The organism is Veillonella sp. T14073-2 (assembly GCF_002959875.1).
Taxonomy (GTDB): domain Bacteria; phylum Bacillota; class Negativicutes; order Veillonellales; family Veillonellaceae; genus Veillonella; species Veillonella infantium.
Genome location: NZ_PPDC01000008.1, coordinates 30,069 through 45,493, shown reverse-complemented (window position 1 = coordinate 45,493; position 15,425 = coordinate 30,069). Strand labels below are relative to the sequence as shown.

The window sequence follows — 15,425 nt, the reverse complement described above, 5'->3', positions numbered from 1 at the left end:
AGAATGCCCCCTCTTATTTTCCAGCCTTAATTACTTCTACGCCGCCCATGTAAGGTACAAGCACTTTAGGAATCACAACAGAGCCATCAGCTTGTTGATAGTTTTCCAAGATAGCTGCTACTGTACGACCTACAGCAAGACCAGAGCCATTTAATGTATGAACGAATTCTGGTTTACCTTTAGGTCCACGACGGAATTTAATGTTTGCACGACGAGCTTGGAAATCAGTCATATTAGAGCAAGAAGAAATCTCTCTATACTTGCCTTGAGCTGGCATCCATACTTCTACATCATATGTTTTAGCAGAACCAAAGCCAATATCACCTGTACAAAGTGTAATTACACGGAATGGTAATTCTAATAAGCGCAATACTTCTTCTGCATTATCAGTCAATGTTTCTAATTCTTTGTAAGAATCTTCAGGTTTAGCTAATTTAACCATTTCAACTTTGTTGAATTGATGTTGACGGATAAGACCACGAGTATCACGACCTGCAGAGCCTGCTTCAGCACGGAAGCATGCAGTAAATGCAGTATAATATTTTGGCAATTCCTCTTCGCTCAAGATTTCGCCACTGTGATAGTTAGTCAATGTAACCTCTGCGGTAGGAATCAAGAAATATTCAGTATCTTCTACATGGTACATATCTTCAGCAAATTTAGGTAATTGACCAGTACCTGTCAAAGTTTCACGCGTTACCATGTATGGAGTCATCATTTCAGTGTAGCCTTGTTTATCTACATGAAGATCAACCATGAAGTTAATGAGAGCACGTTCTAAACGAGCACCCAAACCTTTATATACAGTGAAACGAGCACCGCTCATTTTACCAGCGCGATTGAAATCAAGAATGTCGAGATTTTCACCTAAATCCCAATGAGCTTGTACATCAAAGTCGAATTGACGTGGTTCGCCCCATTTGCGTTGTTCTACATTTTCATCTTCATCAGCACCAACAGGAACAGATGCATCGCACATGTTTGGTAACATCAATGCCGCGTCACGTAATTTTGCTTCTACATCGCGAATACGATTATCAAGCTCAGCAATATCATCGCCTACTTTTTTCATTTCTGCGATTTTATCATCCGCATTTTCTTTATTGCGTTTTAATTGGCTAATTTCTTCAGTTACAGAGTTACGAAGAGCTTTTAACTCCTCTACTTTACCAATCAACTGACGGCGTTCATCATAAGCGGATACAAAGGTTTCCAAATCGCCTTTCGTGTGACGATTATCTAAGTTTTGTTGCACTAAATCAATATTTTCACGGACAAATTTCAAGTCTAACATACTATGAACCTCATCTTCCAACTATGCTACGAACAATATATTCAATACGTTTAAGTATACCATATATTGGTGTATTTATCATTAAATTATAAGACATCTACTAGTTTTGTCATTAATTTTTATACTATTCATCATCATCTTCCTCTAGTAAATAATCTTTTGCCATCCATTTTCGGGTGCCGGTGAAAGAAATGGTAACCCATTTTTCCGAAGGGTTTCCTCCGATTTCTTGGTCAATTTCATTGCGAATCGCATCGATTTCAGCAATCGTTTGATAGGGAAAATTCTTACGAACTAAAATATCAATCTCAATAATTCGAGTGTTGCCATATACTTGTACGCTAGAAACATAATCCTTGAAATTGTACTTTTCCATAAAACGATCCATAATTTCCTGCACTTCATTATGTAATGAAGTTGGTGCCCACCCCAACACTTGTTTTACAGATGGGATGATAATGCGGAACGCAGACGGTATCATTTGCACCGCTAATACAACGAGAACTATCGGGTCAATATAAGATGCCCAATCAGCATATTCAGTTCCTTCTAACATGATAGCTACGACGAAACTGATTAAGATAGCTGCTTCTAACAAAGCATCTACATACCAACTTACATTATCAAATTTGATTAAGTTGGACTGTAGACTCTTATTAATGCGACGCACATATAAGTAATATATTGTGTCCGCCACTGTAAAGAAGATAGCATAGTAAATAGCGGGTCCAAAATCTACATGACGACCACCCGATATAAGATCTGTAATACCACTAGATAAGGCATAGATTACAATTAGTAATATAAAAAATCCTTCTACGGCCAACACTAAAGGTTCAAACTGCCAATACCCAAACTGAAAGCGCTTACTCGTTTCACGCGCTATTAATTTGGCGGTCATTAACATCATGATTTTAATAACAACATCGACAAAGGAAAATACACCATCTAATAAGACCGCACTAGAACCCGTCACAATCCCCATTATAGTACCGCTTACCGCTACTAGAGCCATCAGGCCAACGGATTGCATAAGTAACTTCTGCTCTATAGAGCGCCTTGCCCCTAATATATCCATCAAGTACCCCACTTTCTTAATTTATACATTATTTTATTATACACCAAGGGTATTGATGCGCAATATGAGGCCAAATCAAAACAGGTAGTTTGCCTTATATACAAACTACCTGCTATAAATACTATTTAATTCTATTTTGTATTCCCATGCTATTACATATCACATATTAACCTTGAGGATTAGGTACTATATGGCCGGCTACATAGCGCTCAACAATATGTCGATCATCACCAACATATAACCAACGCTCTAATCGTTCTTCTAAGGTGCGTTCATTAGGGTCAAATAGTGATGTGTCGTCAATGACAAGGGCATCTAAGTCACAACCTTTTTCAAAGCTACCAACCTTACCAAAGAACTTGCCGCCGCCCTTTGTAGCCATATAGAAAGCTTCACTTAATGTAAGTGGAGCATATGTTTGATCGACTTCTACCCATTTCATTTTTGATAATCCAATAGCTTCCGTAAGAACTTTTGCCATCGATACAATATGACCACCTGAGATATCTGAGCCCAAACCAATCGGTATATTCCATTTCATTAGCTTACGAATCGGTGCAATACCACTTGATAGATTTACATTGGAATATGGACAATGCGATACCATAGTTTGTGTTTCTGCCATACGATCCATCTCAACATCACTTAAATGGATGCAATGAGCCATTACAGTTGGTACAACACCCATCAAATGGTGCTCATAGTACACATCTGTATAGTTTGGTGACTCCGGATGCAAGGATGCAACCCAATCAATTTCGCCATGATTTTCCGATAAATGAGATTGAATTGGTACATTGTACTCTTCGGCCAATTTACCTAGCCCAGACATTAACTCACTTGTACAGGATGGTACAAACCGAGGGGTAATGATAGGTTTTACTAAAGGGCTAAATGGAACAGATTCTTCTAACCACTCTTTAGTATCCACTAATGATTGATTCGTTTCTTCAATCAAAAAATCAGGACTATTGCGGTCCATATTTACCTTACCTACATAGGCTGATAATCCAGCTTTTTGTAAAAGTTCCATCAACACCAATGTACTTTCTTTATGGATAGTACCAAACAGTATACTTCTAGTAGTCCCATTTCTCCATAAGTCTTGGACAAAGGCGCCATATACTAACCGTGCATAATCTGGATCACTAAATTTTGCTTCTTCAGGGAATGTATAGGTTTCTAGCCATGGTAATAATTCTTTGTCCATACCAAGGCCACGATTACAATACTGCGGAGCATGAGCATGCGTATCTACAAATCCTGGAATGATGAGATTATCACCATAATCAGTAACCTCGCACTCTGCATAAGCTGGTGGAATACTTTCACCACAATATACGACCACGCCATCTACGGCAATGATATATCCATGTGGAATAGATATAAATTCTGAAGGCCGCGGTGTATATAATATATTTCCTTTTAAAATAAGTGTCGAATTCATATAACCTCCTCGCGTGATGAGAGCCCTAAAGCACTATGCTCGAATAACACGCTAGATTTTCTTTAATATTCTTTTTTCAATACATAGCCATAGGCTTGTTTATATCCATTTGATTGTTCAGTAATGTATACACCTTGTATTTCCGGCGCAAAACCAGGCAGTTGATTAATGCCTTCTTCTAAGGCTAAGAAATAGTCACACGCAGTCTTGGACCAACGCTCCCCTGGCTGAACACATATTACACCTGGCGGATACGGAAGAGCTCCTTCAAGAGCAATACGCCCTTCTGCTTCGCGTAGCGGCACTAATTCTCCCTTGTTACGTTGAAACTCAAAATTTGCCTCTTGTGGATTCATTACATAGTTAGGGAAATATTCACGAGAAAATAGCCGTTGTTGTAATAGGCTTACATTTCTTGACTTATAAAAATCATGCATTTCTTGACATAGCTGACGAATACTATAACCTTTATATTTCTCTATATGACTATAGTAAATAGATGGTAATACTTCCTCCATAGGTGCATCGCGATCTATAAGGTCTTCAAAACGAATGAGTTCCTCCACGAGCGCATCCATCTTACTTTGAGATTCTGCTGGTGTCATAAGGAATAAGATCGTATTTAAATCACATTTTTCAGGAATGATTCGATTTTCCCGTAAATAATTAGCAAGAATATTAGCAGGAATGCCAAATTCTTCATATGCTCCAGTTTCTACATTAATTCCTGGTGTAATTAGTTGAAACTTACAAGGATCGATAAAATACTGTCCCTTACCATAGCCTTTAAAGGAATGCCACTTTGCTCCTGGTTCAAAAGCAAAATAATTTACATCTTTTGCCATTTCATATGTATTTCCGTCTTCCCACTTTTTGCCATGCACTATCGGTGGTACTAGCGGACGGAGATATTTGCAGCGCTTCAAGACAGCTTTACGAGCATCAATAGCAACTTCAACACATTCACGCCATAAATTTTGACCTAGTTCACCTTCATGGATTTTCGCATTGACATCGAGAGAGGCAAATAACGGATAAAATGGAGAGGTAGATGCATGCATCATAAAGGAATTGTTAAAACGTTTATGATCTACATAACGATCTTCCCCCTTTGTATGACTATCCTTCTTATGAATTTGAGAGGTTTGAGAAAAACCTGCTTGTTGTTTGTGAACAGATTGAGTCACCAAAATCCCCGGATCATCAGGGCCTAATTCTAACAGTAATGGACTACAATCTTTCATCATAGGAATAAACTGTTCATATCCCACCCATGCAGAGTCAAAGAAAATATAGTCACAAAGATGTCCTATTTTATCTACTACTTGCCGCGCATTATAAATCGTACCATCATAGGTTCCTAGTTGAATAACTGCTAATCGAATGGGACGTTTTGCATTTGCTTTTTCAGGTGATTTTTCTGCCACTAATTGACGTATATAACTTTCATCAAAGCAATGATCTAAAATACCACCAATAGAGCCAAAGGGATTACGTGCTGTTTCAAGATATATAGGCGTAGCACCAGACATAACGAGGCCACCAAGGCAGATAGATTTATGATTATTACGATCATATAAAATAATATCTCCTGGTGTTAAAAGAGCATTAAGCACTACCTTATTCGCAGAAGATGTACCATTCAATACAAAATAGGTTTTATCCGCATTGTAGACCTTAGCTGCATGTGCTTGAGCAGCATATGCATAGCCTTCATGAATTAAGAGATCCCCTAATTTTACATCTGCATTGCAACGGTCAGCTCTAAATATATTTTCTCCAAAGAAATTGTAAAAGGCACGACCCGTAGGATGTTTATAGAAGAATTGGCCCCCTTGATGACCTGGACAGTCAAACTGTGAATTTTCATCCCCTACATAATCAGACAAAGCCCTGAAAAATGGTGGTAAAATAGATGCTTCATAGTTTGCTACAACGTTCTCTATCTCTGATGTACAGTCGTCGATACTCATAGATAAGAGCTCTATAATGGATGTGATACGATTTCCGTAAAGAGATATATCTTTAGATGCATCAAGTCTTAAGACAATAACAGGTATACCAAAGGAGCTAATTTGATTATTATTCACAAAATCTAGCTCACCATCGTCGATAACAACGGCACCTACATCTGTAAAATCTGTTTCAAAAACGCCAACACATGTGCGTCCTGCTATGGATTTAATTTTGGATTGCACAGAATCAGATAAAGCAACCTTTAAATGTTTCACAGTCTTTTCCTTTCGTAACTAAATATCATAGTCAACATATACTACAACACCATATATAGAATAAATATAATATTCATAGAATGCAATAATCATAAAACATAATATTCATATCATATAACGAATAAAAAGGCTCTCTACTCAAAGAATAGAGAGCCTTTTGTTTTTAGATTATTCAGCCGCTTCTTCTTCAGCTTCAATATGCTTAGGAGCTTCTGGTTTCATCAATGGGAACAACAATACATCGCGGATGGATGCAGAGTCTGTTAAGAACATAACAAGGCGGTCGATACCAACACCTAAACCAGCTGTTGGAGGTAAACCGTATTCAAGAGCTGTAACGAAGTCTTCATCCATACGGTGAGCTTCATCGTCGCCAGCTTCACGTTCTTTCAATTGATCCAAGAAACGTTGTTTTTGGTCGATTGGGTCATTTAACTCGGAGAAGCCATTTGCCAATTCACGACCATAAATGAACGCTTCAAAACGTTCTGTAGCCAATGGATTTTCACGACTTGCTTTCGCAAGTGGAGAAATTTCTTTTGGATGACCATATACGATAGTTGGTTGAATCAAGTTTTCTTCTACATAATCTTCGAAGCAAAGATTTAAGATTTTACCAATACCATCATTTTCTGTATATTCTACATTTAAACGATCTGCAATAGCACGAGCTTCTTCTACAGTAGTAACTGCATCAAAGTCTTCACCAGTGTATTTTTTTACACCTTCAGCCATTGTGATACGATTCCAAGGTGGAGTCAAATTGATTTCTGTACCTTGGTATGTGATTTCTTGTGTACCTAGAACCTCTTGAGCACAGTAGGACACAAGATTTTCTGTTAAGCGAATAGCATCCTCAACATCGCCATAAGCTTGGTAAGATTCGATAGTAGTGAATTCTGGATTATGACGGTTGTCGATACCTTCGTTACGGAAGCAACGGTTCATTTCGAATACGCGGTCCATACCACCAACGATCAAGCGTTTAAGGTATAATTCTGGTGCAATACGCATGTAAATATCGATATCAAGCGCATTGTGGTGAGTGATGAATGGACGAGCTGCAGCACCACCAGGAATAGCATGCATCATTGGTGTTTCTACTTCCATGAAACCATCACGCATCATGTATTCGCGAATTTTAGCAACGATTTGGGAACGTTTTACAAATGTATCACGCACTTCAGGATTTACAATCAAATCAACATAACGTTGACGGTAACGAAGTTCTGTATCCTTTAAACCATGCCATTTTTCTGGCAATGGACGTAAAGATTTAGATAACAAAGTTAATTTGTTAACTTTAATTGTAACTTCACCTGTATGAGTTTTAAATACATGACCTTCTACACCGATGATATCACCGATATCAAGCATTTTTACGTATTTATAAGCATCTTCGCCCAATACATCTTTACGGAAATATACTTGAATATCCCCAGATTTATCACGAATATTGGCAAATGCTGTTTTACCATGGGAACGGATTGTCATCAAACGCCCTGCAATAACTACAGGTTGACCATCATATTTCAAGAAGAAGTCATCTTTAATTTCTTTTGCATTATCTTTTACAACAAAACGTTGACCAAATGGATAGATGCCATCCGCTTCGTATTCAGCCAATTTGTCGCGGCGAATTTGCATTTGCTCATTCAGCTCTTCTTGTACATTTTTAATTTCTTCACTCATGTTATCGCCTCTTCGTCAGTAAATGTAAATTATTGGATTGCTAACACTTTGAATGTAACAGGACCATCTGGTGTGGAAACTTCTACTTCATCACCTTTACGTTTGCCCAAAATAGCTTTACCTACAGGAGATTCGTTAGAGATACGATTGTTAAATGGATCCGCTTCAGAGGAACCAACGATAACATATTCTAATTCATCATTGTACATTGTATCTAGTACCGTTACTTTGCTACCTACGGATACAACATCACCTTTTACGGATTCGTCGATGATTTTCGCAGTGTTAATTTTATTTTCAAGCTCTACAATATGACCTTCAATGAAAGCTTGTTCATTTTTTGCATCATCATATTCAGAGTTTTCACTGATATCGCCATATTCAATAGCAGTCTTAATACGTTCAGACACTTCGATACGACGTACAGATTTATAATACGTTAATTCTTCTTCTAATTTCTTTAAACCTTCGGCGGTAAGTAATGTTTCTTTTACGTCTGCCATGGGTACCCCACTCTTTCTACATATAAATTAAATAAGAAAAAAGTGCCATAGTAAGATGACACCTTATCTTTTATTTCTAAATTATCTCAACCATTATATAAAAATACTGTACATTTGTCAATCTAACTACATTTCAGACAGTATTTTACGGTATGATTCTAGCTCATTGTGAAAGCTTGTTACAGTATGAATTGTATTCACACGATTGCGCCAATATGCAGATTCAGGAAGGCCCTTCATATACCACCCTGCATGAGTTCGTATTTCCTTAACGGCCATACTTTCACCCTTATATTGGCATAACAAATCAAAATGTTTTAATAGCATATCGAGGCGCTCAATATCTGTAGGTGCCGGTAATATTTCACCAGTCGCCAAATAATGGTGAATACGATCAAAGATCCAAGGATTCCCCTGTGCACCTCGGCCTACCATCACCGCATCACATCCTGTTTCATCGAGCATGCGCTTCGCATCCTCTGGTTCCACTATATCCCCATTGCCCATAACTGGTACAGACACAGCCTCTTTTACAGCCTTAATATAAGACCAATCAGCATGCCCACTGTACATTTGCTCCTTAGTACGGCCATGTACAGCAATAGCCGCCACACCTGTGGATTCGATACGCTTCGCAAAGTCCACAACATTGATGGAATCACTATCCCAACCAATGCGCATTTTTACGGTTACAGGCACATCGACGGCCTTAACCGCAGCCTCTGCTACACGAGCTGCTAAATCTGGATTTTTCATAAGCGCAGAACCATCACCAGAGGTTACTACCTTTTTCACAGGACAGCCCATATTAATATCTACAATATCGGCACCTGCATCAGCTACTACCTTTGCGCCTAATGCAATTGCTTCTGGATTGGAACCAAAGATTTGCATAGATACAGGACGTTCTTCCTCTTCAATACGCAACAATTCATGGGTGCGTTCATTTTTATATTTAATGCCCATGGCGCTAACCATTTCGGTGCAAACCAAGGCGGCCCCATGCTCTTTAGCAAGTAAGCGATAAGCAATATCGCTTACTCCTGCCATTGGCGCTAATATGGCTTGTCCGTCAATTTTGACAGCTCCAATTTGCCATTGTTTATTATTCATATATATCCCCTAATAAAAAGGGTACAGCATAAGCTGTACCCGAATGTACACTACTTTGTTACATATTCGTAACTATATTATAGTAGCATTATTTATTTCTTTCGTAAATAAGGCGTAAACCTTCTAATGTAAGCATAGGTTCTACATGATCGATGCAGTCTGTAGCACTGCTAATAAGCTGTGCCAAACCACCTGTAGCTACGACAGTTACATGATTGCCCATTTCGGCTTTCATACGAGATACAAGGCCTTCCACTTGGCCTACATAACCATAGAACATACCAGCCTGCATAGAAGATACAGTATTACGACAAATCACTTGCCCTGGGTCTCTTACATCAATACGTGGTAATTTAGCAGCCCGTTGGAACAGAGCCTCCGCAGAAATGGTAACACCTGGAGAGATAACACCACCCATATAATCGCCATTACCTTTAACAGCACAATAGGTAGTAGCCGTACCAAAGTCGATAATGATTAAATCCCCTTCATATTGTTCATGTGCTGCCACAGCATTTACGATACGATCAGCACCTACTTCACGAGGGTTATCATACTTAATGGCTATACCGGTCTTAGTGCCAGGCCCTACGATAAGAGGATTTACATTGAAATACCTTAAACAAACGCGCTCTAATGTAGGCATCAATGGTGGCACAACTGAGGAAATGATGATATCTTTAATATCCTTCACATCAACCTTGCGGTCATGGAAGAATAAGTTCATCATCAACATGCCATATTCATCAGTGGTACGAACTCGATCCGTGGAAATACGCCAGTGACCTACAAGCTCTGTCTTGTCGTATACACCAAGAACAATGTTGGTATTCCCCACATCAATTACTAATAACATGAATGCCTCCTATTTACGCGGACGAATTGATACGTCCCCTGCCATAACACGTTTAACAGTCCCATCCGGGATTCTTACTAATAAATTACCATCTTCATCAATATCGGTTGCTACGCCTTCATAAGTATTTCCTGGTGCTCTTACTTCAATTTCCTCACCAAGCGTTACCGATAATTGACGCCATTCATTTAGGGTTTCCTCAAAGCCACTATCAAGAACTTCATAATATTGATGTTCTAACGATTCCAATATAATTTTAAAGGCTTCTGTCCGCTCAATATCGATTCCTTCCATTGCGAGGGACGTAGCAATTAATTTTAATTCTTCCGGAAGTTCTTCTTGTTTAGTCTTTACATTGACACCTATGCCCATAACAATATAGGAAATTTCCTCCATAGAGCCGGACATTTCTGTTAAGATACCTACCAATTTGCGGCCATTCACTAGAATATCATTAGGCCACTTAATCCCCGCATCAGTGAGCCCCATTTTATGGAATGCCTTGGTTAATGCCACGGCAGCCATTAAAGTACACTTTGGTGCTTCTACAGGCGCAAAATCAGGGCGCAAGATAAGACTAAACCATAGACCTTTCCCAAATGGAGAATACCAGCCCCGCGATAAACGACCTCGGCCAGCAGCCTGTTCCTCTGTTACAACAACAGTACCTTCTTCTGCACCTTGTTGTGCTAAACGACGAGCTTCTAGGTTAGTAGATTCGGTAGTGTCCATATAGACATACCGCTTTCCAAATACATCTGTTTTTAAGATTTGCTTCATTGCTAATGGACTCAACAAATCAGGTTCCTCCAATAATCGATACCCCCTCTTGGTATAAGATTCTATTTTGTAGCCTTTTTGACGTAACGCCTTGATATGTTTCCAAATTGCTGTGCGCGAAACATGGCATGCTTCGGACATATCTTGTCCCGATACGAAACTACCTTGGTTTTGTCTCAAGAATTCTAGCACTTCATCACGCATAGTTTAGAGCCCCTTTCTTTGTCAACCTAGGTTTACAATTCGATTGTACAAGTGTACTCTATAAAAAGCAAGAATTATTTAAAATAATTAATGGTATAATACATATAGTATTAAGTTATACCGTATGTAAAAGATAACAATAATATAATCTATCATTATCTGGGGAGATATATGAAACAATTTACATTAGAAGAAAAAAATGAAGTTCTTGAGAACCCGTTTATTCATATTCATAGAAAGCTCGATGTCCTATTAAATATAGGTAAATTACTCATGGAATGTGGTGCCGATACCAATCGAATCATTGAAGAAATGCTTAAAGCCGCCACATTTATGGGTATTCCTCATCATTATTTAAATATACATATTTCCTATACTACGATTATGGTCAATTTACTACATAAGGAACGATCTATTACCGTATTTAGAAAAACACCGGTCCATGTTCCCAATATGGCCATGATTAATGCAGTATCTAAACTAACTTGGCGAGCCTTTGAACGTCATTATTCACTTACAACGTATGAACAGTTAATTTCAAAATTAGATTCCACTATTCCAGTATATCCTGATTGGATAAAGGGTATTGCTTGTGCCCTCGGATCAGCAGGCCTTGCCTTTTTGTATAGTGGCGATATGATAGCTTTTATTGTAACTGTTATTTGTTCTCTAATCGGTTATTTCACCCGTACTCTATCTGTGCGTTTAGGCTGTAATGAATATGTAGGTATTGCATTAGGTGGATTTGCTGCTATGGTTTCTGCCTATGGTTTCTATTCACATATTGAACAAGATTCGTTAGTTTATGTTCTTGTATGCTGTACCTTATTTATGATACCTGGTGTACCGCTTATTAATGCCGTTATCGATACCATCAACAACCATATTTTATCGGGAATTACAAGAGCTATTAGAACGATCCTTATCGTTGGTAGCATGACCTTAGGCATGGCAATGGCCTTGTACTTTAGTCCGATGCCTGCATTTAGTTTTGTAGATATTAAGCCTCATGTACTATCCATTGAACAGATTATAGGTTCTTTTTTGGCCGCTGCCTCATTTGCAGTTTTATTTAATGCTCCTGTGCGGCTCTTATTATCAATCGGTATTGGCGGTGTATTATGTGTATTCATTCGCAATTTATTAGCGGTTGAATTAGGGTTCTCTATTGCTGGTGCTACCTTTGTAGGGGCTGCCATCATGAGTATAATCTTTGTAAAAGTTTCAACTTGGCTTAAAACCTCTAGTACGATCATTATTGTACCGTCTGCTATCGCATTAATGCCTGGTATTTTATATTACAGATTCCTCTTTGATATACTTCATATCAATGCACTAACAGAATCTGGTTTACTTCATATGGTCCAAAACGGTGTAACAGGTATCCTCACTATTGTAGGTATTGCGGTTGGTGTAGCAATTCCAAATGTACTGGCGCAAAAATATTTGAAAGCATTAAAAGAACGTAGAATTCAACAGCACTTGGCAACACGTCATATTAACGATGGCCAATAGATATGCCTCACCAACTACATTACTAGCTTCGCAATATAGACAGCATACTAATTACCTATAGCTAGTAATGGGTAATTATAATCAAAAGAGCATATATAAAAAGAGCTGGCCCTCAACGAGGCCAGCTCTTTTATTTACATATCTCATTATTTGATTTCATTAGAAGGTGTTTCACTAGGAGCATCTACTGTTGCAGTGTTCTCTTTAGTTTCAACCACCTCTGGTACTACAATACCTGCCGCTTCTAGAGCTTCTTTAGGCTCCTCAGTTTCTGGTGCTTTTGTTGTACCATATTTGTAAAGATTATCTACTGCTTTCGCATCGATTGTTTCTTCCTCTAATAAAGCATTTGCCATATCATGTAAGAATTTCTCGTTATCGCTAAGAAGTTTTGTTACATCTTTATAAGCTTCTTCAACAATGCGATGAATTTCAGCATCGATTTTTGCAGCAATTTCTTCACTATAGTTGCGTTCATGGCCAAGGTTTTTACCCAAGAATACTTGTTCTTGTTGTTCACCAAATACGATAGGACCAAGCTCATCGCTCATGCCCCAACGCGTTACCATAGCGCGTGCTGTATTCGTTACACTTTGAAGGTCCCCAGAAGCACCTGTACTGATTTCATCTAAAATCAAAGCCTCTGCAATTCGACCACCAAGGGCTACGCGAATATCTGCCAATAATTGAGATTTTGTTTTGTAGTTTTGTTCCTCTGTAGGAAGCATCATAGTGTAACCACCTGCTGCACCACGAGGAATAATAGTTACCTTATGAACAGGATCAGCGTGAGGCAACAAATGTGCCACGATGGCATGACCAGATTCATGGTACGCTGTTAACTTGCGGTCTTTCTCGCTCACAATATGACTACGACGTTCAGGACCCATGCTAACCTTTTCACTAGCTTCTTCCACTTCAGCCATAGTGATAACTTTTTTGTTAAGGCGAGCTGCCAATAAAGCTGCTTCATTTAACAAGTTATTCAAGTCAGCACCAGTAAAGCCTGGAGTTTTCTTAGCAATTGTTTTCAAGTCTACATCGTCAGCTAATGGCTTGTTACGAGCATGTACTTTCAAGATGGCTTCACGACCGCGTAAGTCTGGACGTCCTACGATAACTTGACGGTCAAAACGACCTGGACGCAACAGCGCTGGGTCAAGAATATCTGGACGGTTTGTAGCAGCGATAGTAATAATCCCTTCATTGGCACCGAAGCCATCCATTTCAACGAGCAATTGGTTCAATGTTTGTTCACGTTCATCGTGCCCACCACCAAGACCAGCACCACGTTGGCGACCTACCGCATCAATTTCGTCGATAAAGATAATACATGGCGCATTCTTTTTCGCTTGTGTGAAAAGATCACGCACACGAGATGCACCAACACCTACGAACATTTCTACGAAATCAGAACCAGAAATCGTAAAGAACGGTACCCCTGCTTCACCAGCTACGGCTTTAGCGAGCAATGTTTTACCTGTACCTGGAGGTCCAGCAAGCAATACACCTTTCGGAATTTTAGCACCGATTGTTGTAAATTTACCTGGATCCTTCAAGAATTCTACTACTTCTTCTAATTCTTGTTTGGCTTCTTCAGCACCTGCTACATCTTTGAAGCTAACCTTTACATTACCTTCACCCATCAATTTGGCACGGCTTTTACCAAAGTTCATCACTCGGCCACCGCCACCTTGTGTTTGTTGCATAATAAAGAAGAACAACACAACCAAGATGATAATAGGAATAGCAGAACCTAATAGGCTCATCCACCAAGCTGGTTGCTCAGGCGGAGCGGCTGTAATTTCTACGCCATTATCTTGTAATGTTTTAATTAATGTATCATCACTTGGCGCATAAGAATTAAATTCTGTTCCATTTTTTAGTTTACCTTTAATACCATGATCATTGGTAATCGTTACGGACTCAACCTTTTTCTGTTGTACTTGTTGAATAAATCCTGTATAACTTAGTTCAGATTTATTCGCACTTTGACCAGAGAAAGCGTCAATGGCGATAACGAAAGCGGCAATGATAAGTAAATAAAGGACGATATTTTTTGTAAATCGACCCAAAATATTACCCCTTTCAATAGTAATTTAGTTGTATAAACGAATTGAGTACATCTCATTGAGAGATGCACTCATATATTATATCATATTTTTAATTTTGATACATTTCTTCCTTTAAAATACCGATATAAGGTAAGTGACGATATTTTTCTGCGTAGTCTAAACCATAACCGATAACAAAATAATCAGGAATAATAAAGCCCACATAGTCAACGTCTACATCCATCTTACGGCGATCTGGTTTATTCAATAATGCAGCGAGGCGTACGCTTTTAGCACCACGAGCATGTAAATTTTCTAATAAGTAATGCAATGTTGTGCCTGTATCTACGATATCTTCCACAACAAGCACATGCTTACCCTCTACAGAGCGATCCAAATCTTTTAGAATTCGTACTACCCCTGTACTGGTTGTGCCACTACCATAGCTAGAGCAAGAAATAAAGTCAAAACTTACATCTACGCTATCATCAATAGCGCGAGCTAAGTCTGTAAAGAAAACGATGGCTCCCTTTAATACCCCTACGAGCACTACAGATTCATTTTTATAGTCTTCGCTAATTGCTTTACCTAACTCGGCTACACGAGCCTGTAATTGTTCCGCTGTATATAAAATCTCTTTTGCGTCTTGATGCATCTA

The 15,425-nt window shown here is 38.8% G+C and carries 12 protein-coding genes; 1 reads left to right on the top strand and 11 read right to left on the bottom strand.

Going from position 1 to position 15,425, the window contains the following annotated elements:
- Positions 1–13 precede the first annotated feature (13 nt).
- The 9 genes from serS to VCHSUH04_RS08275 all read right to left on the bottom strand — a co-directional run bounded on the left by serS (position 14) and on the right by VCHSUH04_RS08275 (position 11,198).
- Positions 14–1,294: a serine--tRNA ligase gene (serS, locus tag VCHSUH04_RS08315; RefSeq protein WP_105086167.1), complete on the bottom strand. Its 1,281-nt coding sequence runs from the start codon at positions 1,292–1,294 to the stop codon at positions 14–16.
- A gap of 124 nt (positions 1,295–1,418) precedes the next feature.
- On the bottom strand, positions 1,419–2,372 hold the full coding sequence (locus tag VCHSUH04_RS08310; RefSeq protein ID WP_105086166.1) for a cation diffusion facilitator family transporter: 954 nt from the start codon (positions 2,370–2,372) through the stop codon (positions 1,419–1,421).
- A 166-nt stretch (positions 2,373–2,538) separates the two neighbouring features.
- Entirely contained in the window at positions 2,539–3,819 is a 1,281-nt protein-coding gene (gene guaD / locus VCHSUH04_RS08305) for a guanine deaminase (RefSeq protein ID WP_105086165.1), read from the bottom strand.
- A gap of 62 nt (positions 3,820–3,881) precedes the next feature.
- The gene (gene speC / locus VCHSUH04_RS08300) at positions 3,882–6,050 is read right to left on the bottom strand and encodes an ornithine decarboxylase (protein WP_105086164.1); all 2,169 of its coding nucleotides are present in this window, start codon (positions 6,048–6,050) and stop codon (positions 3,882–3,884) included.
- A 168-nt stretch (positions 6,051–6,218) separates the two neighbouring features.
- A complete protein-coding gene (lysS, locus tag VCHSUH04_RS08295; RefSeq protein ID WP_105086163.1) occupies positions 6,219–7,742 on the bottom strand; it encodes a lysine--tRNA ligase in 1,524 nt (507 codons plus the stop codon).
- A 29-nt stretch (positions 7,743–7,771) separates the two neighbouring features.
- Positions 7,772–8,245: a transcription elongation factor GreA gene (gene greA / locus VCHSUH04_RS08290; protein WP_105086162.1), complete on the bottom strand. Its 474-nt coding sequence runs from the start codon at positions 8,243–8,245 to the stop codon at positions 7,772–7,774.
- Between the two features lie 126 nt (positions 8,246–8,371).
- On the bottom strand, positions 8,372–9,358 hold the full coding sequence (dusB, locus tag VCHSUH04_RS08285) for a tRNA dihydrouridine synthase DusB (RefSeq protein ID WP_105086161.1): 987 nt from the start codon (positions 9,356–9,358) through the stop codon (positions 8,372–8,374).
- A gap of 88 nt (positions 9,359–9,446) precedes the next feature.
- Positions 9,447–10,214, bottom strand: coding sequence for a type III pantothenate kinase (locus VCHSUH04_RS08280; protein ID WP_105086160.1), 768 nt, complete (start codon positions 10,212–10,214; stop codon positions 9,447–9,449).
- Positions 10,215–10,223: 9 nt separating this feature from the next.
- Positions 10,224–11,198 (bottom strand): biotin--[acetyl-CoA-carboxylase] ligase, encoded by a 975-nt coding sequence (locus VCHSUH04_RS08275; RefSeq protein WP_105086159.1) that lies wholly within the window; start codon positions 11,196–11,198, stop codon positions 10,224–10,226.
- A gap of 171 nt (positions 11,199–11,369) precedes the next feature.
- On the opposite strand from VCHSUH04_RS08275, the gene VCHSUH04_RS08270 reads away from it, so the two are divergent.
- Positions 11,370–12,713, top strand: coding sequence for a threonine/serine exporter ThrE family protein (locus VCHSUH04_RS08270; RefSeq protein ID WP_105086158.1), 1,344 nt, complete (start codon positions 11,370–11,372; stop codon positions 12,711–12,713).
- Between the two features lie 146 nt (positions 12,714–12,859).
- Here the strand turns inward: VCHSUH04_RS08270 and ftsH are convergent, their stop codons facing one another.
- Complete coding sequence (ftsH, locus tag VCHSUH04_RS08265; RefSeq protein WP_105086157.1) at positions 12,860–14,788, bottom strand: ATP-dependent zinc metalloprotease FtsH; 1,929 nt, start codon at positions 14,786–14,788, stop codon at positions 12,860–12,862.
- A gap of 88 nt (positions 14,789–14,876) precedes the next feature.
- Positions 14,877–15,422 carry a hypoxanthine phosphoribosyltransferase gene (hpt, locus tag VCHSUH04_RS08260; protein ID WP_105086156.1) on the bottom strand — a complete coding sequence of 182 codons (546 nt, stop codon included), beginning with the start codon at positions 15,420–15,422 and terminating at the stop codon, positions 14,877–14,879.
- Positions 15,423–15,425 lie beyond the last annotated feature (3 nt).

Coding starts and splice junctions, on each gene's coding strand:
- serS (WP_105086167.1), bottom strand. CDS start 1,294: ATGTTAGACTTGAAATTTGTCCGTGAAAATATTGATTTAGTGCAACAA.
- VCHSUH04_RS08310 (WP_105086166.1), bottom strand. CDS start 2,372: ATGGATATATTAGGGGCAAGGCGCTCTATAGAGCAGAAGTTACTTATG.
- guaD (WP_105086165.1), bottom strand. CDS start 3,819: ATGAATTCGACACTTATTTTAAAAGGAAATATATTATATACACCGCGG.
- lysS (WP_105086163.1), bottom strand. CDS start 7,742: ATGAGTGAAGAAATTAAAAATGTACAAGAAGAGCTGAATGAGCAAATG.
- greA (WP_105086162.1), bottom strand. CDS start 8,245: ATGGCAGACGTAAAAGAAACATTACTTACCGCCGAAGGTTTAAAGAAA.
- dusB (WP_105086161.1), bottom strand. CDS start 9,358: ATGAATAATAAACAATGGCAAATTGGAGCTGTCAAAATTGACGGACAA.
- VCHSUH04_RS08280 (WP_105086160.1), bottom strand. CDS start 10,214: ATGTTATTAGTAATTGATGTGGGGAATACCAACATTGTTCTTGGTGTA.
- VCHSUH04_RS08275 (WP_105086159.1), bottom strand. CDS start 11,198: ATGCGTGATGAAGTGCTAGAATTCTTGAGACAAAACCAAGGTAGTTTC.
- VCHSUH04_RS08270 (WP_105086158.1), top strand. CDS start 11,370: ATGAAACAATTTACATTAGAAGAAAAAAATGAAGTTCTTGAGAACCCG.
- hpt (WP_105086156.1), bottom strand. CDS start 15,422: ATGCATCAAGACGCAAAAGAGATTTTATATACAGCGGAACAATTACAG.